The sequence below is a fragment of the Butyricimonas paravirosa genome, assembly GCF_032878955.1.
GTDB classification, from domain to species: domain Bacteria; phylum Bacteroidota; class Bacteroidia; order Bacteroidales; family Marinifilaceae; genus Butyricimonas; species Butyricimonas paravirosa.
The window spans coordinates 1,778,496-1,804,131 of sequence record NZ_CP043839.1; the positions used below are offsets into that span (position 1 = coordinate 1,778,496).

The 25,636-nt window shown below is 39.7% G+C and carries 20 protein-coding genes; 14 read left to right on the forward strand and 6 right to left on the reverse strand.

Features of this window, described 5'->3' with window-relative positions:
• Positions 1 to 193: 193 nt before the first annotated feature.
• From F1644_RS07510 to F1644_RS07520, 3 genes are read left to right on the forward strand one after another with little or no spacing between them, the layout of a single operon-like run.
• The gene (locus tag F1644_RS07510; protein ID WP_168044621.1) at positions 194 to 418 is read left to right on the forward strand and encodes a helix-turn-helix domain-containing protein; all 225 of its coding nucleotides are present in this window, start codon (positions 194 to 196) and stop codon (positions 416 to 418) included.
• Positions 409 to 2,214 carry an HsdM family class I SAM-dependent methyltransferase gene (locus F1644_RS07515; RefSeq protein WP_168044620.1) on the forward strand — a complete coding sequence of 602 codons (1,806 nt, stop codon included), beginning with the start codon at positions 409 to 411 and terminating at the stop codon, positions 2,212 to 2,214. Before F1644_RS07510 ends, F1644_RS07515 begins: the two co-directional genes overlap by 10 nt.
• Positions 2,215 to 2,222: 8 nt before the next feature.
• Entirely contained in the window at positions 2,223 to 2,987 is a 765-nt protein-coding gene (locus tag F1644_RS07520; RefSeq protein WP_317147149.1) for a restriction endonuclease subunit S, read from the forward strand.
• Between the two features lie 274 nt (positions 2,988 to 3,261).
• On the opposite strand, the gene F1644_RS07525 is transcribed toward F1644_RS07520, so the two are convergent.
• Together F1644_RS07525 and F1644_RS07530 are read right to left on the reverse strand one after the other, a co-directional pair.
• Positions 3,262 to 3,960, reverse strand: a complete 699-nt coding sequence (locus F1644_RS07525) for a response regulator transcription factor (RefSeq protein ID WP_168044618.1) — start codon at positions 3,958 to 3,960, stop codon at positions 3,262 to 3,264.
• Positions 3,945 to 5,303 (reverse strand): sensor histidine kinase, encoded by a 1,359-nt coding sequence (locus tag F1644_RS07530; protein ID WP_168044617.1) that lies wholly within the window; start codon positions 5,301 to 5,303, stop codon positions 3,945 to 3,947. Before F1644_RS07530 ends, F1644_RS07525 begins: the two co-directional genes overlap by 16 nt.
• 313 nt (positions 5,304 to 5,616) lie before the next feature.
• Here F1644_RS07530 and F1644_RS07535 point away from each other — a divergent pair, with 313 nt between their 5' ends.
• On the forward strand, positions 5,617 to 6,330 hold the full coding sequence (locus F1644_RS07535) for a hypothetical protein (RefSeq protein WP_168044616.1): 714 nt from the start codon (positions 5,617 to 5,619) through the stop codon (positions 6,328 to 6,330).
• A gap of 472 nt (positions 6,331 to 6,802) precedes the next feature.
• On the opposite strand, the gene F1644_RS07540 is transcribed toward F1644_RS07535, so the two are convergent.
• The gene (locus F1644_RS07540) at positions 6,803 to 7,966 is read right to left on the reverse strand and encodes an IS4 family transposase (RefSeq protein WP_008666211.1); all 1,164 of its coding nucleotides are present in this window, start codon (positions 7,964 to 7,966) and stop codon (positions 6,803 to 6,805) included.
• Positions 7,967 to 8,390: 424 nt separating this feature from the next.
• Positions 8,391 to 9,551: a Kelch repeat-containing protein gene (locus F1644_RS07545; protein WP_168044594.1), complete on the reverse strand. Its 1,161-nt coding sequence runs from the start codon at positions 9,549 to 9,551 to the stop codon at positions 8,391 to 8,393.
• Between the two features lie 232 nt (positions 9,552 to 9,783).
• On the opposite strand from F1644_RS07545, the gene F1644_RS07550 reads away from it, so the two are divergent.
• From F1644_RS07550 to F1644_RS07585, 8 genes are all read left to right on the forward strand, one after another.
• Entirely contained in the window at positions 9,784 to 11,151 is a 1,368-nt protein-coding gene (locus F1644_RS07550; protein WP_168044595.1) for a DUF4270 family protein, read from the forward strand.
• A 31-nt stretch (positions 11,152 to 11,182) separates the two neighbouring features.
• Complete coding sequence (locus F1644_RS07555; RefSeq protein WP_168044596.1) at positions 11,183 to 12,442, forward strand: hypothetical protein; 1,260 nt, start codon at positions 11,183 to 11,185, stop codon at positions 12,440 to 12,442.
• A 35-nt stretch (positions 12,443 to 12,477) separates the two neighbouring features.
• Complete coding sequence (locus tag F1644_RS07560) at positions 12,478 to 13,563, forward strand: TlpA disulfide reductase family protein (RefSeq protein ID WP_087421925.1); 1,086 nt, start codon at positions 12,478 to 12,480, stop codon at positions 13,561 to 13,563.
• A gap of 189 nt (positions 13,564 to 13,752) precedes the next feature.
• Positions 13,753 to 16,629 carry a glycoside hydrolase family 3 N-terminal domain-containing protein gene (locus F1644_RS07565; RefSeq protein ID WP_317147150.1) on the forward strand — a complete coding sequence of 959 codons (2,877 nt, stop codon included), beginning with the start codon at positions 13,753 to 13,755 and terminating at the stop codon, positions 16,627 to 16,629.
• 269 nt (positions 16,630 to 16,898) lie between these two features.
• On the forward strand, positions 16,899 to 17,588 hold the full coding sequence (locus F1644_RS07570) for a succinate dehydrogenase cytochrome b subunit (RefSeq protein ID WP_087421927.1): 690 nt from the start codon (positions 16,899 to 16,901) through the stop codon (positions 17,586 to 17,588).
• A 92-nt stretch (positions 17,589 to 17,680) separates the two neighbouring features.
• The gene (locus F1644_RS07575) at positions 17,681 to 19,621 is read left to right on the forward strand and encodes a fumarate reductase/succinate dehydrogenase flavoprotein subunit (RefSeq protein WP_118305810.1); all 1,941 of its coding nucleotides are present in this window, start codon (positions 17,681 to 17,683) and stop codon (positions 19,619 to 19,621) included.
• Between the two features lie 19 nt (positions 19,622 to 19,640).
• Positions 19,641 to 20,402 (forward strand): succinate dehydrogenase/fumarate reductase iron-sulfur subunit, encoded by a 762-nt coding sequence (locus tag F1644_RS07580; protein WP_118305811.1) that lies wholly within the window; start codon positions 19,641 to 19,643, stop codon positions 20,400 to 20,402.
• Between the two features lie 115 nt (positions 20,403 to 20,517).
• Positions 20,518 to 21,294 carry an alpha/beta fold hydrolase gene (locus F1644_RS07585; protein WP_158572070.1) on the forward strand — a complete coding sequence of 259 codons (777 nt, stop codon included), beginning with the start codon at positions 20,518 to 20,520 and terminating at the stop codon, positions 21,292 to 21,294.
• A 10-nt stretch (positions 21,295 to 21,304) separates the two neighbouring features.
• Here F1644_RS07585 and F1644_RS07590 read toward each other — a convergent pair whose 3' ends face one another.
• Positions 21,305 to 22,348, reverse strand: coding sequence for a hypothetical protein (locus F1644_RS07590; RefSeq protein ID WP_168044598.1), 1,044 nt, complete (start codon positions 22,346 to 22,348; stop codon positions 21,305 to 21,307).
• Between the two features lie 129 nt (positions 22,349 to 22,477).
• Between F1644_RS07590 and F1644_RS07595 the strand changes: the two genes are divergently transcribed.
• Together F1644_RS07595 and F1644_RS07600 are read left to right on the forward strand one after the other, a co-directional pair.
• Complete coding sequence (locus F1644_RS07595) at positions 22,478 to 23,449, forward strand: type I phosphomannose isomerase catalytic subunit (protein ID WP_168044599.1); 972 nt, start codon at positions 22,478 to 22,480, stop codon at positions 23,447 to 23,449.
• A 100-nt stretch (positions 23,450 to 23,549) separates the two neighbouring features.
• On the forward strand, positions 23,550 to 24,680 hold the full coding sequence (locus F1644_RS07600; protein WP_168044600.1) for an AAA family ATPase: 1,131 nt from the start codon (positions 23,550 to 23,552) through the stop codon (positions 24,678 to 24,680).
• A 138-nt stretch (positions 24,681 to 24,818) separates the two neighbouring features.
• Here F1644_RS07600 and kdsA read toward each other — a convergent pair whose 3' ends face one another.
• Positions 24,819 to 25,622: a 3-deoxy-8-phosphooctulonate synthase gene (gene kdsA / locus F1644_RS07605; protein WP_168044601.1), complete on the reverse strand. Its 804-nt coding sequence runs from the start codon at positions 25,620 to 25,622 to the stop codon at positions 24,819 to 24,821.
• Positions 25,623 to 25,636: the final 14 nt, after the last annotated feature.

Here is a 25,636-nt window from a genome sequence, read left to right on the forward strand (position 1 = left end):
AGAAGATTAGAATAATTACCTTGTTTTCAGGTAATGAGTTGGCAACCGTCTCTATTGCCTTGTTCTGCTTTGTTTTACTTCATAGAGTAACTCTTTCAGGTACAAAAGTAGTATTTTTTCGATACTATACGAAGATTACCAAATTAAATTTTATATTTTTGCACTCAATAAACAATGATGTGCAAAACATAATATGTGCAGGAATCGTATAAGAGAGGCCTTGGCGGCAAGAGGTATCAGCCAAACCGAATTGGCAAATAAGCTTGGAAAGACTTTCAACATGGTCAATCTGTATGCCTCAAACAAAGTACAGCCTACTATTCTTGTACTATATCAAATTGCAGACATTCTAAAAATGGATGTACGGGAATTATTGTTACCTAATAATGGAATCCTCGATCTTGAACAATGTATTTGACAGAAGACGAAATAAGAGATAACGCAAAAGTTATACTTGGTTTTGACGAAAAAGACCTTGGTGTAAAGCAAGGAACAGGGCAAATAACAACTTTCAATCAATTGGGCTTTAAAGGTGTTTCAGACAAGCCCGATGGTTGGTATCTTCCCAATGACAAACAAGATATAGCTATTATTTTAGAAACCAAATCCGAAAAAGAGGATATCTTTTCTGAAAAGCACTATGCGGAGTTAGTCAAAAATGTAGAAATAGCAGCCCAGCAATACAAATGTGTTGTGGGTATTCTTTACAACGGAACGGATGTTCGTGTTATCAAATACATTAAAGGAAGCGGGCAATATGAAGAAATAGCGGATGTTGCTAAAACTCTACAAAACAAACGCTATTATATTGCATTATTCAAAGAAAATCGGATTAATAAGCAGTTGATATATTCGCTTACTAAAAAAATAAATGACTGTTTACATGTCCAATTTGGCATAAAGAATCTATACCATAGGATGATTATCACTGCTTGTGCATTGGTCGCAAAAAGGTATGGAGCAATGCTTGAAAAGGGAATGGAATATTCTCTCATGACATCTTCCATACTGAATACCTTGTCTAAGTCGCTTGAAAAAGACCGAAAGCAGAACTTGAAATTAGACCTTCTTGTTGAAGTCTATTCAGAAATAAAAATGAATATGACAAACAATCAAGAGGCAATAGACAACTTTATAACATGGGTCTCTGAAATTTCCGATTGTGTTAATTCCGATTATTGGAATGGTGAAGATGTAATGGGTATATTCTTCAACGAGTTTAACCGTTACAAGAAAAAGTCGGAAAGCGGACAGGTATTCACGCCTGACCATATTACATCTTTCATGTATAGGCTCATAGAGGTAAACCAACATGACCGAGTGCTGGATGCAACATGTGGTTCAGGGGCTTTTCTTGTGAAAGCGATGTGTAATATGGTGAAAGAGGCAGGTGGCGTAAACACATCGGAAGCAATGGTGATAAAATCAAGCCAATTATTCGGTATCGAATTTGACAGGGAAATTTTTGCGCTTGCCTGTGCGAACATGCTCATCCACAAAGACGGGAAAACAAATCTTGAGCAACTGGACACGCGCACAGAGGAGGCTTGCGAATGGATTAAGGGCAAGAAAATAACAAAGGTGCTGATGAACCCTCCATATGAACGAAAGTACGGATGTTTGAAGATTGTCGAAAATGTATTGAAATCTGTACCCATAGGAACGAAATGTGCGTTCATCCTACCTGACAAGAAATTGGAGAAAGATGGCGCAGATAAAAAATACGGCAACAAACTTTTAAAAAACAATACACTCACAACAATAATTAAACTGCCTGAAAATTTGTTTTTTGGTGTTGGAGTGACAACCTCCATCTTTGTTTTTGAGGCAGGGAAACCACAAAACGGGCGCAACATCATAGGATATTACATTGAGGAAGACGGATTAGAAACCGTGAAGAACCAAGGGCGGCAAGACATCAAAGACCGTTGGCAAGAAAAAGAGGACTACTGGATTACAGCCATCAGAGATGGTGAAGATAACCTTTACAATACCCGGCAAATCATTAATCCATTAGAACATATTTCGTACCAAATGCCTACCGCTCCGTTTGAAATATTCGAGGAGGATTTCATTAAAACGATGATGGATTACGAAATGTTCCAACGTGGTATAGACGTGAAAGAATTTAATGAAAAGGTTATGAAATCCGTATTGTACAGCAGTACTATAAAAGAAAATGATGACGTAGTAGTGATAGAATTTCCAAAATAAGCAGAAAAATGAACAGGATAGATATACAGAACTGGGAGCCGTTCAAGTTGGAAACCCTTTTTGATATTGTCAAAGGAAGCCGATTGACAAAAAAAGATATGAAAGAGGGTGATATACGGTATATTGGAGCTACGGCTTTCAATAACGGGATAACCAATCACATTGGCAACAATGAAGAAACCCATCCAGCAGGGACATTGACGGTATGTTACAATGGCTCAATCGGTCAGACTTATTATCAGGACAAGGAATTTTGGGCAACAGATGATGTTAATGTGTTATACCCCAAGTTCCCAATGAATAAATATGCAGCATTGTTTATTGCCCCATTGATAAGGTCTGTTGGGAGAAATTATGCTTATACGGACAAATGGAAGATAGAAGACATGAAAGCCAGTGTTATCTATTTGCCTACCAAGGATAATAATCAGCCAAACTGGGAGTATATAGAGCAGTATATGAAAGCCGTAGAGAAGCGAACACAGATATCCCTTGATAAGTTAATAAAAGTTATAGGGGGGGGTAAAAAGTATTTAAACATAAGCAAGTGGGGAACATTCATGGTTGGCAAGTTGTTTGAAATCTACAAACCTCAAGTATATCATACATACGAAGTAAAAGAAAACCCGAATGGCATCCCTTATGTTGTACGTTCGAAATTCGGCAACGGCATAAAATATAGGGTTTCTAAATACAGTAGCATTACGACTTCGCCTTGCGGTGTCATTTCTTTTGGTTCAGAGAATGCTACGTTCTTTTATCAAGAGGATTAACCGGGGCAATTTCGAGTGGATTTCAAGGACCAAGTTCTATTGGAAAAGAAGAGGCAAATTAGTGCGGATTTTCCATTTTGTAGCTCGGACTAATGCCGTTTCTCTACAAGCAAAGGCAGGGCGCTTCAAAACCTCTCCATCACACTCTTTTTCCCGTATTAATTTACATTCTTGTTCCATGCCTTCGTTACCTCCTCGTTAACCATTCGTTCCTATGAAGCCCTACTTCAACGATAGGATAACAGAAAGATGCAAAGGGAAATATTAATTTAAACTAAATTACACGAGAAGTCAGAAAATACCCTTCCCCAAAAGAATTTCCGACCACCAAAGCAGTATCAACCTCCAAAATATCTCTCAAACGGCTAATTCCCTTTCTCAACGCATTTCCTTTCTCGGCATAGCTATAATTGCCCCATAACCCACGAATCAAATAATCATTACTTGCAATCTCGTGCATCTTGACACAAAGCAAATGAAGTAAACGAGAGTCCATTGATTTCAGAAGTAAATTTTTTCCATTTATCACTAACAGCCCTACCACGGCATTAAATTTTGTCGTTTCTGACAAGAAATATATTTGGGGGCTTCCTTCATCCCTTATAATTCGACGATAAATACTTCTCAATTTTTCCAACAATAGTTCCATCGGACAACCTTTCCGAATACAATCATCCGCTCCTAATCTTATTGCCTCCAACTCTTTTTCGACATTCATGTACGAACTATAAAAAACAATCGGAACTCGTTTATTAACCCTTCGAACCAACTTAACGATTTCCAACCCGTCTTTTCTCGGCATTTCCAAATCCAGTAACAACAAATCCGGAATACTACGCTGAAAAATATCCCATGCCCGCCTTCCGTCACAGGCAATCCGGACATGAAATTCATTATCTTCCAACAACTTTTTCACAACGCCAGCCATCTTGTCATCGTCTTCCGCGTACAAAACATCTACTTTCTTTTCCATTGTTTACGAGGTAAAATAATAATAAATTCAGTTCCCACATTTACAACACTATGAACGGTTATCTTTCCATGATGAGCTTTCACAACAGAATGTACAAAAGATAGACCGATCCCGAAACCTTTTCTAGAATGATCATCCCGCATGGAAGGATCACGGTAATAAATTTCAAAAATATGTTTTAAACTACGGGGAGGAATCCCAATCCCATTGTCCTTTACCCGAATTTCAATCCATTTTCCTTTTTCTTGACAACTAATATCTATTTTCACACTTTTCCCGGAGTACTTTATGGCATTACCAATCAAATTTTCAAAAACAATCGGTAGATAGACCGGATCGACAGAAACTTCCGGATTGTCCATCTCACAGGAAATATTCACGTTTACCTGTTTCCCATGTGGAATTTTCACAAAATTCAAGGCACGTAGCTTTTCAAGCATCTCTTTCAAACAGAGAGGACAAGGATAAATTTGAATCCGGTGAAATATATCCGACAAAGTTAACAAACGAGTAATGGCACGTCCCATATCCGATTGCTTTTCCCGAATTCCTTCCAGAGCCTGCTGATCCTCTATTTCCATCATGTTTCCGTACTTCTTGCTAAGAACTTCCTGTGTAAAACTCATATAATCCAATGGTGATTGCAAATTATGCATCACGGTATCAAGAAAAAAATGCTGCCCAATAGTATGTTTTCTCTCTCGATTAATTTTACGTGTTAGAAACATCACACAAACGATCAACAAAACCGTAAACACGAATACAAGGACGAAAGAATTTTTTGAACGGTTCCAAAACTGATGTACCGGAAACATACACTCAACCTCCAACACGTGTTTTTCTAGAAAACCCAACCGGACAGGTTCTGCTTTCATCCTTAACCAAGGAGGAATGTATCCACAACTAAGACTATCAATCCTATTCCCCAAACTATCCAACAAATTAATCACAATAGGAAAAGATTTATCACCCATCCTCCTGCTTTGTCTAAGAAGTGAATAAAATTTTTCCAATGTCCAAAGAGTTGTATCCCGGATATCATATGTTGCCCGATATTCAGCATCAGCCAAATCATCATCTCTCTGCAGCCGGCACCTTTCGATTTTTTCCCCTTTTGTAAGTGTCAAACAGGGAACAGAACGTACAACTGAAACGGCAGTAGACTTCTGCACTGCAAACAAATTCAACTCGTTAACAGTACGAGTAATCCTATGATTCACTTTAGTGATAAATCTCTCATTCTGGAAATGATATAATTCAACAATCGAAAGTGCCTGCCAAACGAGTACTCCTAAAATAGCAATTACCGCTATACCCCAACTTACACCAAAATGTTTATTCATAAACAAGATTTACTATAACATATTTATCATATAACACAAATAAAAACATCATAAAAAAAGGAACAATTTCGCCACAAATCAACCTATTCTGCAACGATTTATTATCATACATTTGCAAATGTAACAAATAAAAACGCACGAAACACAAAGAGCAATAAATTATCAAAATTTCATCATTTAGTTAAACTTTCAAGAAAGTGAGGTGTAGCAAAAAAGTAAAACAAACAGTTGAAGAAAAACCGTAATCTTCACATAAATAACTCATTTATGTTTCTATACCGGGATCAATATTTATCAATAAAAATTAAAGATTATGAGAAAAATCACAATTTTAATCGCCTTGTTTATTGGTATCATGTTTGGATGCCAAAATTCAGATCTAGAACTAGCTCCGACAGAAAATTTACAGAGCAATGACCGACTTATTCCACTAAGAGAGACATTTGATTTCACGTACAATGGAAAAACTTACTCTTCACCTTTCTACATGGAAAATGACACGATCATGATATTAGAGGATGAAGAAGTTGCAGTAATCTACGATAGACTCCTAGAGTTGCCGGATTTAGCGACTTATGTTACTCCTAACGGGGATATCGCATACTATGACACTTATAATGAATTATTAGAAAAATTGCCCAAACAAACCCAACGCAATTCCCTTGTAAATCCAATAAAATATACCCTTACCGTATACGAACACGCTAATTATAATCGTGATCGTACAGGAAAAATACAAAACTTTGAAATGCCAGTCTTACTTCCTGAGCTAAAGTCATACGGAATGAATGACATGATATCATCGTGTGCCGTCACTAATAGTCTAAATCCAGGTACAATCGGTTCTGTAACATTTTTTAGAGACCCGAATTATCAAGCACAGTCAATAACTTTCACATATGCCTTTCCTTTAGGAGACCCGACATGGAATAATTATGTATTCTTACTAGTTGAAAATTTCCACAATTATAAAGTTAAGAAAAAAATCAACTGGAATGACCGCATCTCATCGTTAAAAGCATTCTAATACAAAATAATAAACTATTATAATGGGGGGAATACTTATAGTTTTTCCTCCCATTTCTTTTTCATCATTAACATACAATCTTACACTTTCGACACTTGACAAATTCTAATGATTTTACGAAAAACGTATAGGATACAATTTATTATCATTATTCATATACAGAACTACATCAACATTTTCCTTAAAATACGATACAAAGAGTTCCATTTTCAGGTGAAAATATTATATATCCTTGTTCTATCCGTATTTCCAAATACTTTTCAGTAGAAGATGCTTAAAACGACATCGCACAATGTATTCCATTGGAGAAAAATATACATGAATATTCTGTATTCGAGTTGAACGTATAAAAATAAAGAGTATCTTGTACACTATCATTTAAATGAACAACACCAAATATTTGAATGTATTTTCAATAATTTTAAAACGGTGCTCACTAGTGTCCACTAAAAATTTTTTGGTCACTAGTCGGTTAAAAATTAAATAAATTCGATTCACTTGAATCATTTAGCTCTTTGATATTTTTGAAATTCGATTTGTCGAACAAATCTCTAAGATGAGTTTTATCGGTTAGCGAGATGCCGAGTATTTGCAAGGTTTCGTAGATGCTTCGCTCTAACTTCATATCGTGTTGTACTATCGCCACAAGGCAGTAAGTAATTATGGCACAATATATTTGTATGCGTACAGCATTCTCCGAAGTTCCCCAAAACCTCTTTATCTTAAGGTGTTGTTTAATCCATTTGAAAAACAGCTCCACACTCCATCTATTTCGGTATAACCGAGAAATCAGCTCAGCCGAAGCGTCAAGATTGTTCGTCAGGAAAATGTATCGTGTGCCACTTTCGGGGTCTTCAACAATGAGCTTTCTAAGTTCATCGGGGTAATCCTTGGAACTTTTATAAACCGTAAAACATCCGATGACATCAGAAATGACACCTTCAGGCAATCTTCGCTTCCACGTTTTGGGCTTGATGCGTACATTGGTTTTGGCTCGTACAACGAAGAAAGCACCTATGCGGTCTATCGTATACAAGTTGCCAAAATCGTTGTAACCACGGTCAAATATATAATGCGCACCACGTTCATAAGGAATCACAGACATCGCTTTTGTATCGTGAATATTAGCAGGAGTAATATGCACAAATGCAGGAACTTCCGCTTCCACATCGTAGAGCGTATGCATCTTGATTCCGCCTTTATGCTTGCGGAATTTAGCCCACTCGAACACTGACAGACAAAGGTCAATCGTGGTGGAATCAAAAGCATAGACATGACCGTCAAGCTCAAAGATTCTTTCGATTCTACGCTTGCGCGCTTCGGCTATCATGAAGGTTGCATATTCCTGGAAGATGCGATAGTCACGTTGCTCGTTAGCCTTGCTAAGATTGCTTCGTGTTACGGACTTGCCGATTCCCAGATGATAGAGTTTTCCGGTGTGAGCCTCCAGTGACACGATGAGGTCTCTTAAACTCTCACGGTTGGAAAGTTGACCGAACATCATCGTAAGCAACTGATTCCAACAGGTATAGCTTTTAATGTATTTGTTGCCTTCATACTTCTTGACGATACGCAAGAACTTGAACTCATCAAGAAATGTGACTAATTGAGAAAAAACATATTTGTCTTTATTCATAACAGTCTGATTCAGACTGCAAAAGTAATTTCAAATCGTTGCGCACCAAATACCATTACAACAAACTGAATTTCAACAATTTCAAAGAACGACTATGATTTTTTAGTGGACACTAATGAACGGTGCTCCATAATTGAAAAATGTTTGAATTGTATACATTCAAATATTCTTTTCAACATATATCACCATAACTAGCCCAATCAAAATGTTGCTGAACATAATACACAACTCGGACGACACTGATAATATATAACACTAGTATTCCCATTTGTTACATTGCTACAATTTTTTATAATCCCTTTTTAGCCCTCTTCTTTTTCATTCCATAATGACAATCAGAAAGTATATATCGTTACAATAAAAAAATTCTGACAAGAAAAATGATCTTGTCAGAATTCACAAACTTTTATATAACCGAACTAAATTAATAGTCGTTTCTACGAGTCTCTTTCACATCTGGGATAAATCTCCAAGTTGCAGTATACAAATTATCACCATTATCAATACTACCACCACCTGTAGTATAATATCCATAACCTTCATAAGTAAATCCAACTCCCATCACAATACCATTTGTAATACTAGCTAAATCTTCCATTTGATGCCATTGATCTTTTTTATGGTTATATTTCCAAACTGTTCTTGAATTGCTTCCACTACCAGTTGCGACATAAGCATATTCTTCTCCATCATTTCCTTTATTTGAAACAAATGAAATAGCATATACTCGTGGTATTCGATCATAATCCTTATCTTGTTTTACCCCAGGTTTATCGGTTAAAGAATTAAACATTTTTTCCCATGTTTTAGTAGCAAAATCAAATTTCACAACATCTGTGGCATAACTAGACGATCCTCCAACACTCTTTGCTCCTAGACATACATAAGCAGCATTATTCACGACAAATGCAGTACCACCATAACGAGATTCCCCTGGAAATGAAATTTCCTCCCATGTTTCAGTATTCGGGTCAAAACGATAAAAATCTTTGAACACCCGATTATTTTCTCCATACCCTGTTCCTACATAACCATATTCTCCATCACTGAAAGCGACTGCATCACGACGCCCCTCAACTTCAACACCGTTAACCCTCATTACAAAACGTTTGGAATCCCATTGTTTCGTTTTCATGTTAAATCTATAGAAATCATTAAAATAAGTACGATTACGCACATATTTTTCATTATCAGAAAAAGCAGGAACATAACCTGTTCCAACATAAGCCCATTCACCAATTACAAAAGCAACTGCAGAGTGACGACCATTACCTATGTTAGTTCCTTCTCCAGGATTCTCTTCTGCAGGAAATTCAGAATTAACCCCTGTTACTTTTTTCCAATTTAATCCCTCTCCCCCCTCATCGTTGAAATAATACGTATCTGTAAGCTCCGCACTTTTAGCTCCTAATCCTAAACTCACAAAAACAGTTCCTGTTTCTGGATCTGTAAAACATACAGCTGCCTCACGAGGGGCTCCAGCAAACTCTACTGATTTTTCCCAATCTCCCAAATGATCATCATCATCACAAGAAGCAAAGATTAAACCTAATACAGCCAGAACCAATAAATTTAATGTTCTCATACTTATCTATTTACCTAGTTATTTAAATTATTTACTTTATTTCCATTTCTTTGTTGCTACAAAAACAGTAGGCAAAACTACACATTTTAAAAACAAATCCAATAAAAAAAAGATGAAATATATCTTATTTCTCTTTTTTACAATTTATTCAAATAAAATGAATCCAAGTTTTTCCGATTTTTAGAAAATAGTTATACCTTCGCATCTTGATTAAATCAAAACAGATTATAACATGAGAATAATTTTTCTGGCAGCTTTTTTACTCGCTCTATATTCATGCAACAATGACCTCAACACAATTGGTGATACGTTAGTACCTGCAGAAGGATACGTAGATGTTGAAACTTTTGATATAGAAACTTCCACAGTACAATTAGATTCCTTTCCTACAAGTCTTAATGTTTTATCCAGCATATTAAATAGTAATCAACTTATAGTGGGTAAAATGACTGATCGAGTTACGGGGATTACAAGTGCTACTCCCTATTTTCAAATTATTGGAAATGGAAATAGTGGAATCCCCAATTTTGATGACAACTATGTCTATGACTCGTTAACCCTAACGTTTCCATTTGATTATACCCAAACAAAGATTTTAGCAGGAGACACCGCAACAGTGCAAACCTATCGCGTATACCGTCTAAAAGATTTTCCGCGTACTGATTACGATGATCCATGTATTTACAATCATGAAACTCTACCATATTTTCCAGAACAATTAGCAGAATTAAAAATCAGATTGGAACAACACTTCCTTTCGCAAAAAACCACGTGGTACTTTAAATTAAACGATAATTTGGGGAAAACTCTTTTTAACCTTATTCGAGCCCAAGATTCTATATTAAACCCGTCATATGCACTAGATTTCATGCAATATTTCAAAGGTTTAACAATTATTCCTGATGAAACAAACATGGCATTATTGCCACTCGATGCTTCTTCTTTACAATTAAGGTGCCATTATCATTTGGATGAGACGAGTTATACATACCCATTCCGAGCGCTTGCCTCCTACTCTAGTGGAGGATATTATGCTTTCACGAATATTAAACATACCCCATCTGAATGGCTTAAAGACGTCACATGGAAAGATTCTTTATCATACACGAAAGCTGGTCAAGCCGTCATTCAAGGACTAAACGGATATATGTTAAAAATGAAATTGCCTTTCAGGTCAGACGTAAACCCCTATCGAACAATCATAAAAGCTGAAATTGTTTTAGAACCTAAAGTAGATAATTTTGAAGATATTTCTGAACCTACAACGATTCAAGTGTTCACATTAGATAAATATTCTAGAATCACAGGTAATCTTACAGATTTATCCGGTAATCCGATATATGGTTATGTCGAAACAAATCCGAACTACAAAGAAGACCGAAAATATAAAATAGATATTACGGATTATTACAATAGTATGGTAAGTGGAGGTACAGGCGGTATTGATCCTGAACTTAATTTATTGATTGGTTTACAAGGGACTCCGGTACAAGTTGGAACTTCTGAAATTAAAACATTCGTAGGGATGAACAATATTTCCTTTCAAAGACTTATTATTGATGAAGTTCCAGTATTACGAATTTATTACGCTAACTATTAGTAAAAATATTGCCGTTTTATAATAATTGAGTATGAAAAAAATATTTACAAGTATAGTAATATTACTTTTTACCTTAGGAGCATTAGGTCAAAACAATATGGGTACTCCCTATTCTAAATTTGGAATAGGATTGTTGCCAGATAACTATGGAGCCTATACGGGTATGGGTGGAGTTTCTGCTGCGATGAGAGATAATTACAATATCAATTTTTTAAACCCTGCATCCTACACGGCATTAGATTCAAATCGATTCTATTTTCAAATGGGAATTACAGGAGAATACGTAGATGTATCAACCTATAAAGACCATTCTAATTATAAAGTAGCTCAAAATGCCTCATTAAATATGGCATTTCGAGTATATAAAAAGACATTCGTGTCTTTAGGATTAACTCAAAGATCTGACAGAGGATTCGATTTAATTTATTCCTATCCTGTAAGTGGAGAGCCTTCAATGTATTATGTACAACAATTGGAAGGATTAGGAGGTTTAAATGAGGCCTACCTTGGTGTTGCTTATCAATTAGGTAAATTATCATTAGGCGTTAATGCGGCCTATGTATTTGGAAAGGTAGAAGATCGATTAACACTCGTAATGCAACCTGCAACAAGTGGTTACTATCTAAAATCACAAACATTAACTCATATCAGTAGTGGTCTATTCACTTTGGGTTTTCAATTACCTTTACCATTAACAAAGAAATCAGAATTGACATTCGGAGGTAGTTTCAATTTTGGAACCTCTTTGCATGGAAACAGAACTTTCGTAGCAAATAAAATAAGTAATACAAGTGGTGCAATCATAAATGTTAATAATGAAAGTTGGGACAATGGAGAAATATTTTATCCATTCAGAATGATCATAGGGGCAACCTATCAATATGCTAGGAAATGGATGTTCTCTGGAGATTACACCTTCCAAAAAATGTCTGCCTATAAAGAATTTGGTACTAATCAAGAATTTCAAGATTACCATAAAGCAGCTATTGGAGGATCATTGCAACCCAACGAAACTGGCCGTTACTGGTGGCAAAGAAATAAGTATACTGCAGGTGCTTACTTTACTCGTTCGCAACACAGATTCAATTATACCGATATCAACACTTATGGACTAACCGTCGGAACCCAAATGCCTCTTCGCCTAGCCCGCCAAGAGTTGATGTTGGGAGTTGCCGTTGATTTAGGTATGCGCGGAACTCACCGAAATAACCAGATTTTGGAGAAGTACGCAAAATTAAGAATAAACATTGCCTTTAAAGAAATCTGGTTCATGAAAGCTAAGATTCATTAAAGACACAATATTTCATATTTAGAAAACTAAAACACATGAGAAAACTTTTATTATCAATCGTTGCAGCAAGTATGACGCTTGCAGCATGTAATGCCCAAAGCGGTTATAAAGTAACCGGGACAATCGAAGGGATGCCTGACGGTAAAGCGTTCATCGCCAATTTCGATGGGACGAAACTTGACACGTTAGCAAAATCAGACATCACTAACGGAGCATTCGAATTTACCGGTAAAGTAAGCGAACCGACAGGAGCTTTCATTATGGTAGTTGGACAACGTTTCAGCTTACCGATCATGCTGGAAAACGCAAACATTACCGTTAATGCCGGACAAGCCGGATTAAATGTAACCGGTAGTGAAGGTCAAAAAATATATGACCAATTCATGGCACTCAATATGTCTATTCAACAAGAACAACAAAAATTGATGCCTGAATTCCAAGCAGCTAACCAAGCTGGGGATCAAGCTAAAATGCAAGAAATCCAAGATCAATTCCAAAAAGTGGTTGAGGCTGCTCAAGCAAAAGAAGCTGAATTGATTAAAGCAAACCCGGACTCTTACGTTTCAACTTTTGTTATCGTATCAGGAATGGGACAAATGGAATACGAGCAATTGAAAGAAAAATATGCTTTACTTGGTGAAAAAGCCAAAGCTACCGCACACGGTAAAGCTATCGCTGCTCAAATCGCCAAATTAGAAAGTACCGCAATTGGTCAAATCGCTCCGAACTTCACGGTAACTACCCCGGAAGGAGAATCAATCTCTTTGTACGACATCAAGGGTAAAGTGAAATTAGTTGACTTCTGGGCATCATGGTGTGGTCCTTGCCGCGGAGAAAATCCTCATGTAGTTGAAATCTACAAAGAATATCACCCGAAAGGATTAGAAATCTTCGGTGTATCTTTGGATAACAACAAAGAGGCTTGGGTAAAAGCTATCGCTGATGACGGTTTGGTATGGAAACATGGTTCTGATTTGAAAGGTTGGCAATCAGCTCCTGCTAAATTATACAGCGTAACCGGAATTCCTCACACGATCTTGTTAGACGAAAACAACAAAATCATCGCCAAGAACTTGAGAGGTGACGAATTAAAACAAAAGATTGCTGAATTATTGAAATAATTTCCAATCCACCTATAAAAGTGCGGCAATCAATTCATGTTTGCCGCACTTTTATTTAACCAACCTCTAACGCTAAAACTTGTAACTACCATGCACAAGCTCCTTCCCGTAATCGGACTATTTTGCATGCTCCTCCTCTCTCTCCACGGTCAGGCTCAGTCCTCGTGGGCCGATTCGACGCTAAATACCATGAGCCTGGATGAAAAGATCGGACAACTGATCATGGTTGCAGCCTATAGCAACAAAGACAGCGTGTACGAGAACCACCTGGAAGCAACCATTGAAAAGTATCATATCGGGGGCATCATCTTCTTTCAAGGCAGCCCACGAAGTCAGGCTTTGATGACAAACACCTATCAACAGAGTGCTAAAATTCCCCTCATGATCGGTATGGATGCAGAAAACGGGGTCGGCTGGCGGATCAAACCCGCCATGGAATTTCCCAACCAGACCTTGTTGGGAGCCATTCGAGACACGAATCTGATTTACCGTCTGGGAGCAGCCATCGGACAACAATGCCGGACAATGGGTATTCACGTGAACTTTGCTCCCGTGGCCGACATTAATGTTAACCCTAAAAACCCGGTCATCGGCATCCGGTCATTCGGGGAAAAGAAAGAAGAAGTTGGCAACCGGACCCTGCAATACATGCGAGGCCTGCAATCCCAGCACGTGATGGCCGTGGCTAAACACTTCCCGGGACACGGGGACACAGACGTCGATTCCCACTTGGCACTACCCTTAATTCGCCACTCCGCGGCACGTATTGACACGGTTGAATTGTACCCCTTCCGCCAACTTTTCGAGGCTGGGATACCGGGTGTCATGATTGCCCACCTAAACGTACCTTCCTACGATACGGCCAATATCCCGGCTTCTCTATCCAAACAGATCATCACGGACCTGCTACGCGATAAATTACACTTCGATGGTCTGTGTTTCACGGACGCCATGAACATGAAAGGTGTCACCAAAGGAAGAACTCCCGGAGAGGCTGATGTAGAGGCGCTAGCAGCAGGAAACGACATTTTGTTATTCCCGGAAAACGTGGAAGCTTCCGTGAGGAAAATCAAAGCAGCCATCCGAAAAGGCGTTCTCACGGAAGAGATGATCAACGAAAAATGCCGGAAAGTCCTTAAAGCAAAAGCAGAATTCGTACTCCCGTATGTTGCTCCCGTGGATACCGCCCGGCTAACCGAACGATTGAGTTCCCCATCAGCCAAAGCTCTATTACAAGAAACATACGCCAAAGCGATTACTCTCGTGAAAAATGACGGTCTCCTGCTCCCGTTGACACATTTAGACACGCTACGCATTGCCTCATTAAATTTTGGAGACCGGAAAGCCCCCGTTTTCGAGAGTACACTAGAGAAATACGCCCCTTGCGCTCACTTTTCTCTATCTCCTGGTGCTTCAAAAGAAAAAATGGAGAAACTGATTAACAATCTATCGGAATACAATTGTGTTATCCTATATAACAGTGCCGCCCGTAACACGGCATCCCGGCAATTCGGGGCGACCATGGAACTTGTCAATATTATCAAGCAACTGAAAGGAAAACACATCGTGTTCTGCCATCCGGCCACACCCTACGGAATCGACCTGTACAGCTATCTTCCCATGGATGCCATCATCGTGAGCTATTCACACGACACTCCCGCACAACAATTTGCCGCCCAAGCCATTTTCGGGGGAATCAACGTGAACGGAAAATTACCCGTGAGCATTAACCGCTATTATCCCGCCGGTACCGGGTTATCCACCCCGAAACTGCGGTTAGGATATTACCAGCCGGAAAGTTGCGGCATGGATTCACAGATCCTACTTAAAATTGACAGCATATGCCAAGCCGCCATAAAAGCAAAAGCAACTCCCGGCTGCCAGGTTCTCGTGGCAAAAGACGGTTATATTGTCTACAACAAAGCCTTTGGTTTCAACACGTATGATAGAAAAAAGAAAAACACGACCGACAACATATACGACATCGCTTCCATCACGAAAATAGCGGCTACTCTTCCGGCTGTCATGATGCTTTATGACCAGCAATATATAACACTCGACTCCCCGATTGTCCGATACTCTTACTCTCTTCGGGAAACCGACAAGCAAGATATTACCGTCAAGGAATTGTTGTTACATTCAGCCGGATTAAGGGCATCTTTTTCTTTCTTCCAGCACGCCATTGACTGGGATAAAATGCAAGGTCGGTTGTTCACGACAAAATACACGAAAACCAATACCCGCAAACTCCGAGATCGACTTTACCTGAATCCCAAATTCACGTACCGGGACAGCACGTTTAATTTCACGGGGGGCGAAGGCTATTTGGTCGTTTCCCCACATTTCTACATTCACAAACATTTCCAAGACTCCATTCACGATTTGATTTTAAACTCCAAACTGCTACCCCAGAAAAAATACACGTATAGCGACCTTGGATTCGTACTATTAAAAGACATCGTGGAAGAACAGTCCGCCACACCTTTTGACGTTTATTGCCGGAAACATTTCTTTAAAAGACTGGGAGCCTATAACACGGACTTCAACGCTCATTTTAATCTCGACATGAAAAGAGTGGTTCCCGCCAATGAAGATGATATTTTCAGAAAATCTCAATTACACGGGTACGTGCATGACCCGATCGCAGCACTTATGGGCGGAGTGTCCGGTAATGCCGGTTTGTTCTCCACGGCAGAAGATCTAGCCAAAATCATGAGCGTCTACCTGAACCGCGGGACATACGGGGGGGAACGTCTTATCGATTCTACGACTATTGACCTTTTCACTCAAACACAATTACCTCTCGACCAAAACAGACGGGGTCTCGGATTCGACAAACCGGAAACCTTGCCCAACAAATCAGGCCCGACCTGCAAGGAAGCCCCTTGTTCCAGTTACGGACACACGGGATTCACGGGAGCCATCGCGTGGAACGATCCGGACAACCAATTAATCTACATCTTTCTATCCAACCGGATTTACCCCAACGAATTCAACGACAAACTTATCAAAGACAATATCCGTACAAAAATTCAAGAGGTCATTTATAAAGCAATCCTGAAATAGAGTTTATAAAGTAATATTTCAAGTATTCGCATAACAAAAAGACCCCTTGGCACATTTATTGTAAATCATCGTGTACAAGGGATAAAACGCTGTAAATACTTTATGAACCTTATAAACTTTATAAACCTTAATAACTCATTTCATTACGGAAAAAATTCTGTATATTTAGAATGATTTTAAAATAGATAAACCCGTTTAAAATGACGGAAAAATAGATACTTTTGTGCCGGATAAAGAATTTAAATAGTTATCAATAAATAGACCTAATTATGAGTAATTTCTTAACATCGTCGATCGGGAAAAAGATCATTCTGAGTTTATCAGGCCTTTTTCTTATTGCGTTTTTGTGCGTCCACTTAGCACTGAATCTACTTTTGATTGTAGATAATAGTGGAGAGTTATTTAACATCGGGGCCCATTTCATGGCTACGAATCCTATCATTAAAATCGTAGAACCGATTCTTGCCATAGGATTCATTATCCATATCATCTTGGCTTCTATCCTGACTCTTCAAAACAGAGGCGCACGTCCTATCAAGTACGATCTTCGCAGACAATCAGGGAATTGTACATGGTCATCCAGAAACATGTACATCTTGGGAGGTCTGGTTTTGATCTTCTTGTTTGTTCACCTTTGGAACTTCTGGTGGAAAATCAAGTTTGCCGGAGATCCTCTCTTAACCGAGATCAACGTGGACGGTACTACCATGGAAAACACCTATGCTTTGGTTTCCGGACTATTTAAATCAAGTATCATCTACTGTTTCCTTTACATCTTGGGAGGTATTTTCTTAGGATTACACTTGACCCACGGTTTCTGGTCAGCTTTCCAATCTATCGGTTTCTGTAACCAAATTTGGAGAAAAAGACTGGAATGTTTGGCTAAAATCTTCGCTTTCATCATTGCTGCAGGCTTTAGCATCATTCCGCTTTATTTCATGCTTGGACTGGCAAACTAACCATTTTAAATTGTAGATTGTAGATTTTAAATTGCATGAATCAACGATCTAAATTTAAAATTTAAAACTTAAAATTTAAAATTACTAAGGTTATGACAGAATTAAACGCTAAAATACCTGCAGGCCCGCTAGCCCAGAAATGGTCGAATCACAAAGCCCATATCAATGTTGTGAGCCCTGCTAATAAAAGAAAACTTGATGTTATCATCGTAGGTACCGGACTTGCCGGAGGATCGGCTGCTGCCAGTCTTGCTGAATTGGGATACAACGTAACCACGTTCTGTTACCAAGACTCTCCTCGTCGTGCTCACTCTATTGCTGCTCAGGGAGGTATCAACGCCGCTAAGAACTACACGAATGATAACGACTCTGTATACAGGCTATTTTATGAAACTATCAAAGGTGGTGACTACCGTGCTCGTGAGGCTAACGTGTATCGTTTGGCTGAAGTAAGTAACGCCATCATCGACCAATGTGTCGCTCAAGGTGTACCGTTTGCTCGTGATTACGGCGGTCTTTTGGACAACCGTTCTTTCGGTGGAGCATTGGTAAGCCGTACGTTCTACGCCCGCGGTCAGACCGGACAACAATTGTTGTTAGGATGTTACGGGGCTATGAACCGTCAGATTGAAAAAGGTAAAATCAAATCATATACCCGTCACGAAGTATTGGATATCGTTATCGTGGACGGAAAAGCAAGAGGTGTTATTGCCCGTGACTTAGTTACCGGAAAGATCGAACGTTTCGGAGCTCATGCCGTGGTACTGGCTACCGGAGGATACGGTAACGTGTTCTTCTTGTCAACCAACGCCATGGGATGTAACGGTAGTGCTGCTTGGCAAGCTTACAAACGCGGTGCTATGTTCGGAAATCCTTGCTTCGTGCAGATCCACCCGACTTGTATTCCGGTACACGGAGACCAACAAAGTAAATTAACTTTGATGTCCGAGTCATTACGTAATGACGGACGTGTTTGGGTTCCGAAAAAATTGGAAGATGCCAAGAAATTACAGGCTGGTACGTTACACCCGAACGATATTCCGGACGAAGACCGTGACTTCTACTTGGAGCGTCGTTACCCGGCATTCGGAAACTTGGTTCCGCGTGACGTGGCATCCCGTGCTGCTAAAGAAAGATGCGACGCCGGATTCGGAGTAAACAACACCGGTAAAGCCGTATTCTTGGATTTCAAATACGCTATCGACCGTTTGGGAAGACACGTGATTGAAGAACGTTACGGAAACTTGTTCCAGATGTACGAAAAGATCACTGCTGTAGACCCGTACAACAACCCGATGATGATTTACCCAGCAATCCACTACTCTATGGGAGGTCTTTGGGTTGACTACAACTTGATGACGACCATTCCGGGATTGTACGCTATCGGAGAATGTAACTTCTCTGACCACGGTGCTAACCGTTTGGGGGCATCTGCTTTGATGCAAGGTTTGGCTGACGGATATTTCGTTCTGCCGTACACGATTGGAGATTATCTCGCACACGATATTCAAACCCCGAAAATCAAAACTAACACGCCGGAGTTCGACGCCGCTGAAAAGAACGTTACCGATCACTTGCGTAGATTGTATGACATCAAGGGTACAAAATCACCGGATCACTTCCACAAAATGTTGGGACACATCATGTGGGATTACATCGGAATGGCTCGCGAGGCTGAGGGCTTGAAAAAAGCAATCAAATTAATTGCCGAGTTGAAAGAAGAATTTTACAAGGATTTGCGCGTAACCGGAGAGTTTACCGCTATGAACAACGAGCTTGAAAAAGCCGGTCGTGTGGCAGACTTCATCGACATCGCACACCTGATGGCATTGGATGCCTTGGATCGTAACGAATCCTGCGGAGGTCACTTCCGTTTGGAATCAGTTACCGAAGAAGGTGAAGCAAAACGTGATGACGAACACTACCAGTATGTTTCCGTTTGGGAATACAAGGGAGACAACAAAGAACCTGAATTACACAAGGAGGCCCTTGTATTTGAAAATATTCAGGTAGCTCAACGTTCTTATAAATAATCTTAAATGAAAAATCGTTATGGCAGATAAAATATTAAAAGAACTAACCCTAAAGATCTGGCGTCAAAAAGATGCAAAATCAAAAGGTGGGTTTGAAACTTACAAGATTCATGATATTTCAACCGGTAGCTCATTCCTTGAAATGCTTGACATTCTGAATGAACAACTGGTTAGCGAGAACAAAGAACCGGTGGCTTTCGATCACGACTGTCGCGAAGGTATCTGTGGAACCTGTAGTTTATTCATCGATGGACGTGCACACGGACCGGATGATGACGTAACCACTTGTCAATTACACATGCGTCGTTTCGAAGAAGGTGCAACGATCACCATCGAACCGTGGCGTTGCGGGGCTTTCCCGGTAATTAAAGACTTGATCGTGGACCGTGGTGCTTACGAGAAGATTCTGCAAGCCGGTGGTTACGTTTCAGTAAATACCGGTGGTGTTCCTGACGGAAATGCAATTCCAATCGGGAAACCGGCTGCCGACGAGGCTATGGACGCTGCCGCTTGTATCGGTTGTGGAGCTTGTGCCGCTACTTGTAAGAACTCTTCAGCTATGCTTTTCGTGGCTGCTAAAGTTTCCCAGTTGGCTCTTCTTCCGCAAGGAAAGATCGAAGCTGCTCGCCGTGCTAAAGCTATGGTGGCTAAAATGGACGAACTCGGATTCGGTAACTGTACCAACACGGGTGCCTGCGAATCAGAATGTCCGAAGAGCATCTCTATCGAGCACATCGCTCGCTTGAACAGAGAGTTCTTGAAAGCTAAATTGAAAGACTAATTTTACTTCGTGTAATATGAAAAAGACCGCTTTATTGCGGTCTTTTTTTTGCACTGTACATCTTATTATTCATTCTCTATTTGTAAATTTGTATCGCAAATCACACCGAATTAATATGAAATTATTCTTTCGTACCATTGGAGAGGGGACTCCTCTAATTATACTTCACGGTCTATGGGGTGCATCTGAAAATTGGCTTCCCATTGCCCATTTACTAGAAGATAAATTCCAAGTCATCTTACCTGATGTCCGTAATCACGGTCAATCTCCCCATGACGAGGCCATGAATTACGAGGAGATGAGTAATGACGTCATTGAACTCATTAAGGACCTTAAACTCCCCGTCCGTCCCCATATCGTGGGCCACTCGATGGGAGGAAAAATCGTGATGGCTTTATTACTGAAAAGACCAGAACTTGTGAATCGAGCCGTGGTCGTGGATATTGCTCCAGTATCCTATTCCCAACGGGACGGGGGAAGTCATAACCGGATTATTGATTTTATGGCGAATTTTGACCTTTCCCGGTTACATAGTCGAGAAGAAGTTAAGGAAGCCATTCAGCAACATTTCAGAACGGAACGCTCTCAACAATTATTTTTAAAGAACATCAAAAAGACTACCTCCGGTTTCGAATGGAAAATCAACCACCGGGTGATCAGCAAGCATTTTGACGAGATCAGCGGTTGCCCGTCCTCACTGCCCAACAGCACGTACGACAAAGAAATCCTATTCATTAAAGGTGAACAATCCAACCTAATCACAGGGATAGAATGCCTGCAAAAAGAATTTCCGGCTGCCCGCCTCGTCGAACTCCCACAATGTGGTCATTGGATTCATAGCGAACAGCCGAAAAAACTGGCTCAAGCAATTAAAAATTTCCTTATAAAATAATCCCAACCTGTTATCTGCCAAGCAAGCATTTATCCGTGACATACACAACAGCTTGGATACGACTCTCAGCGATCACACTATTAGAGGCTACACCGGACTCCAACATAACCGCAGTCAAACGAAGGGTGTATTCTTTCTTTGAATCAATTTTATTCAATTTATTAATTTTCCCGATAGTACTCTCGTTAAGGGTATATTTACCATTATCATAAGAGAATAATCCACTCTCAAAATACACGTCGGCTTCATTATCCTTTGAATACACCTCCATTTTATAATACACGTTTTCACCTTCAAATTTATTCCATTCAATTTCCAATTGATTAGGATATCCTGCTTTTATTGATGAAGTAAAATCAATATCCGTTAATCGCATGGATGGAAAATTATCTGCCGTAATAAATTCATCAAATTTCACGTAATCAGAACCAATGCGACAGGAAAAACGTATTCTCCGATCTTCTACCCGGCTAATATCCGCCTCTCCTTTCCAAACATTATTATAATTTTTCAGTTTTACCGACTCATCATCCGATAACAAAGCAAGCACGTACCCCGCACGCATACTCCGATCATTTGAAATCCGGAAACCAAGTTGGGGGTTACTTACTCCATCTACAAACTTATTTACCCAGAAAGCGTCGCCTGTCAAGTTTTCAAGGTAAGATGGCTTCGTGATATACTCACGTTCTCCCCATCCATTATTCACCACCAACTTCTTGGACGTACAATTTTCCACGGTCCACGTCTCGGCATTTCCATTCTTCCAATCCACGGCAAGTATATTCTCCCCTTCATCCCGCCACGTTCCTGCCACTGAATCAATCACACCTCGCAAATCAACGCCCTTTATTTCCCCGCTCTTATCAAAACGATTTATTTCCAGCACGTTTTCATCCGAGAATGACGAATAATTTTTACTCGTAGTTCTATTGTAATACCAATCAACACCTGTCATTCGATTGACATCTAACATAAAATCTTTATCATCGTCACTACAACTACCCAACCACAAGCTCCCCACGATGAGACCTAACATTCCTAATTTCTTCATTTCACTCCGTTTTTATATCATTAACCGTAATTCTATTCGCAAAATTAATCCATAAATTATAATCCCCCATTCACAAAATTCCTATCTTTGTTCTTAGTACAATAATTATGCCTAACAAAATAATAAATCATGTTATACCCGTTAAAATTCCATCCAATTCTCAAAAAAAAGATATGGGGAGGTGAAAGACTAGCTTATAAAAGTGAAGAACACGAAGAATCCATTGGTGAAAGTTGGGAAATATCGGCCGTGGAGGACAATATCTCGGTGGTATCAAACGGAATCCTTGCTGACAACGATTTACAAGAGTTAATCGAAGTATACATGGGAGACCTCGTCGGGGATCATATCTACGAGAAATTCGGCATTGAATTTCCCCTATTAATTAAATATATTGATGCGAATGACGATCTGTCCATCCAAGTACACCCGGATGACGAGACGGCAAAAGAACGTCATAATGCCTATGGTAAAACTGAAATGTGGTATATCGTCGATGCAGAAAAGGATGCCTCTCTCGTGTTGGGATTCAATCACGAAATTGACAAGGCAACCTATCTTCAGGCATTACACCAGAACAAACTCATGGATTTATTGAATGTCCAAAAAGTAAAGAAAGGGGAAAGTTTCTTTATTCCTGCCGGATTGGTACACGCTATTGGGAAAGGATGCCTGATCGCAGAAATTCAACAGACTTCCGACATTACATACCGAATTTACGACTACAACCGGAAAGATGCCAACGGGAACACACGTGAACTACACACGGATTTAGCCACAGACGTGATCGATTACAGCTATCAACCACAACACCGAGTAAACTATACCCCACAGGATAATCAATCCGCAAAACTCGTGAAATGCCCTTATTTTACCACGAATTTACTCGTATTTGACCGGGACATAGAGAAAGAGTACGTTCACCTTGATTCATTTGTAATCTACATGTGCCTGCAAGGAAAATTCACCATCACAACCGGGGAATGCGAACCGGTATTGGTCAACAAGGGAGAAACCGTTCTTGTACCCGCTTGTTTTAAAAATCTCACGCTATACCCGGATGACATAACGCAAGTCCTAGAGATTTACGTGGAAGAGTAAGAGTTAAAAGGCACAATATAAGTAATACTTTTATTAGTAATAACATTGTTAGTAATAAAAATATTACTTATCTTTACATTTGAATCACACTCGAAGAATTATGGAGAATAAGCCTTTTATATTTGGAGTTGCAACATCAGGCGACAATTTCACGGACCGAGAGAAAGAAACGTTACGCTTGGTATTAAATTTTCAGCATGGTGTAAATACGGTACTAATCTCACCTCGCCGCTGGGGGAAGACCTCTTTAGTACAGAAAGCGTGCAGTTTGGCACAATCAGATAAATTAAAAATCGTCTATCTCGACATTTTTTCTTGTCGCAGCGATCGAGATTTTTATGACGCATTCGCTTCCGCTATTCTCAAACAGACATCTTCAAAATTGGATGAATGGCTTGAGCACGCTAAATTGTTCCTTTCCCGTATCAGTCCTAAAATTTCGATGGGGACCGATCCTATGACGGATTTTTCCATATCGCTTGAAATAAATCCCAAAAGTAACAATATCGATGAAATCTTGCAGCTCCCTGAAAAAATAGCCCAAAAAAAAGGTTACAATATCGTCGTTTGTATCGACGAATTCCAGCAGATTGCCGAGTTCAAAGATTCCAAAACCTTCCAGAAGCGATTACGCTCTATTTGGCAATTACAAAAGTCGGTATCGTATTGTCTATTCGGTAGCAAGAAACATTTGATGAATGAACTCTTCGAAAAAAAGAGCCTTCCTTTCTATAAATTCGGGGATGCTATCTATTTGTCAAAAATCGAGACTCGGGATTGGATAGACTATATATGTAGGCGTTTCAAAGCTACAGGCAAACGAATTTCAGAAAAGTTAGCCGAAAAAATCTGCCAAATAGTAGATAATCATTCTTCATACGTGCAGCAGTTGGCATGGTTAGTATGGATTCATACGGACAAAATTGCCACGGAACAAGATTTCGAGACAGCATATCAAGATATTATCGACCAAAATACACCGCTATTCGAAAAGCAAACCGAGAGTCTTACAACTTATCAAATGAATTTTTTACGAGCAATCATAGATGGAGTTCATAGTGAGTTTACCACACAGGAGATTTTGCATAAGTACCAACTCGGATCGTCGGCCAATGTTAGCATCGTAAAACGAGCCTTGGTAAAGAAAGAACTTATAGAAATAGAAAAACGTCAAGTGATTATTCCCGATCCCGTAATGGCCGTATGGTTGAAACGGGAGTTACGAATGTAATACGGGAAAGAAACAAAACGTGGATTACAGGACAAGTACAGGACATTAAACCCACTGAATAATAATAATCTGTAAGGTTCATAAAGCTTATAAAGTGGAAATTACCTTATAACTTTATGAACCTTATAACTTTATAAACTATCTTATCGCTTCTCTGATGCGAACCAGTCTTTCTAACAATCCTTCAATCAAGTCCAGACGTAACATATTTGCTCCATCCGACTTCGCACAACTAGGATCAGCATGTGTTTCAATAAAAATACCATCGGCACCCACGGCAATTCCAGCCTTGGCTATTGTTTCTATTAATGCAGGCTGTCCCCCGGTTACCCCGGAAGCCTGATTCGGTTGTTGCAAAGAATGCGTCACATCCACAACCACCGGACACTGGCAAGCCTGTTGCATGATACTGATTCCGCGGTAGTCCACGATCAGATCTTGATACCCAAACGTCGTTCCCCGTTCTGTTACCATTACCCGATCATCCCCGGATTCTCTTACCTTGTCCACGGCAAATTTCATGGACTCGGGAGAAAGGAACTGCCCTTTCTTGATATTCACAATCTTTCCCGTTTTAGCAGCAGCTACCAGCAAATCGGTCTGGCGACATAAGAAAGCCGGTATCTGTAATACATCCACGTACTCGGCAGCCATTTCCGCATCCCGTTCCGTGTGAATATCCGTCACCACCGGAATACCAAATTCAGCTCTCACCTTGGCTAATATCTTCAACGCCTTCTCGTCCCCGATCCCCGTGAAAGAATCCAAACGCGAGCGGTTAGCTTTTTTGAATGATCCCTTGAACACGTACGGGATTCCCAAACGATCCGTCACCTTCTTCACGTGTTCCGCAATATTTAAAGCCATCTCCTCTCCCTCGATCACGCAAGGTCCGGCCAACAAAAAAAACATCTCCTGATTTATCAATTCATTATATACCATAATAACTTTAGATT

Excerpts from the sequence above, each read along its gene's own strand:
- F1644_RS07510 (WP_168044621.1), top strand. The coding sequence starts at position 194 with ATGTGCAGGAATCGTATAAGAGAGGCCTTGGCGGCAAGAGGTATCAGC.
- F1644_RS07515 (WP_168044620.1), top strand. The coding sequence starts at position 409 with ATGTATTTGACAGAAGACGAAATAAGAGATAACGCAAAAGTTATACTT.
- F1644_RS07520 (WP_317147149.1), top strand. The coding sequence starts at position 2,223 with ATGAACAGGATAGATATACAGAACTGGGAGCCGTTCAAGTTGGAAACC.
- F1644_RS07525 (WP_168044618.1), bottom strand. The coding sequence starts at position 3,960 with ATGGAAAAGAAAGTAGATGTTTTGTACGCGGAAGACGATGACAAGATG.
- F1644_RS07530 (WP_168044617.1), bottom strand. The coding sequence starts at position 5,303 with ATGAATAAACATTTTGGTGTAAGTTGGGGTATAGCGGTAATTGCTATT.
- F1644_RS07535 (WP_168044616.1), top strand. The coding sequence starts at position 5,617 with ATGAGAAAAATCACAATTTTAATCGCCTTGTTTATTGGTATCATGTTT.
- F1644_RS07540 (WP_008666211.1), bottom strand. The coding sequence starts at position 7,966 with ATGAATAAAGACAAATATGTTTTTTCTCAATTAGTCACATTTCTTGAT.
- F1644_RS07545 (WP_168044594.1), bottom strand. The coding sequence starts at position 9,551 with ATGAGAACATTAAATTTATTGGTTCTGGCTGTATTAGGTTTAATCTTT.
- F1644_RS07550 (WP_168044595.1), top strand. The coding sequence starts at position 9,784 with ATGAGAATAATTTTTCTGGCAGCTTTTTTACTCGCTCTATATTCATGC.
- F1644_RS07555 (WP_168044596.1), top strand. The coding sequence starts at position 11,183 with ATGAAAAAAATATTTACAAGTATAGTAATATTACTTTTTACCTTAGGA.
- F1644_RS07560 (WP_087421925.1), top strand. The coding sequence starts at position 12,478 with ATGAGAAAACTTTTATTATCAATCGTTGCAGCAAGTATGACGCTTGCA.
- F1644_RS07565 (WP_317147150.1), top strand. The coding sequence starts at position 13,753 with ATGAGCCTGGATGAAAAGATCGGACAACTGATCATGGTTGCAGCCTAT.
- F1644_RS07570 (WP_087421927.1), top strand. The coding sequence starts at position 16,899 with ATGAGTAATTTCTTAACATCGTCGATCGGGAAAAAGATCATTCTGAGT.
- F1644_RS07575 (WP_118305810.1), top strand. The coding sequence starts at position 17,681 with ATGACAGAATTAAACGCTAAAATACCTGCAGGCCCGCTAGCCCAGAAA.
- F1644_RS07580 (WP_118305811.1), top strand. The coding sequence starts at position 19,641 with ATGGCAGATAAAATATTAAAAGAACTAACCCTAAAGATCTGGCGTCAA.
- F1644_RS07585 (WP_158572070.1), top strand. The coding sequence starts at position 20,518 with ATGAAATTATTCTTTCGTACCATTGGAGAGGGGACTCCTCTAATTATA.
- F1644_RS07590 (WP_168044598.1), bottom strand. The coding sequence starts at position 22,348 with ATGAAGAAATTAGGAATGTTAGGTCTCATCGTGGGGAGCTTGTGGTTG.
- F1644_RS07595 (WP_168044599.1), top strand. The coding sequence starts at position 22,478 with ATGTTATACCCGTTAAAATTCCATCCAATTCTCAAAAAAAAGATATGG.
- F1644_RS07600 (WP_168044600.1), top strand. The coding sequence starts at position 23,550 with ATGGAGAATAAGCCTTTTATATTTGGAGTTGCAACATCAGGCGACAAT.
- kdsA (WP_168044601.1), bottom strand. The coding sequence starts at position 25,622 with ATGGTATATAATGAATTGATAAATCAGGAGATGTTTTTTTTGTTGGCC.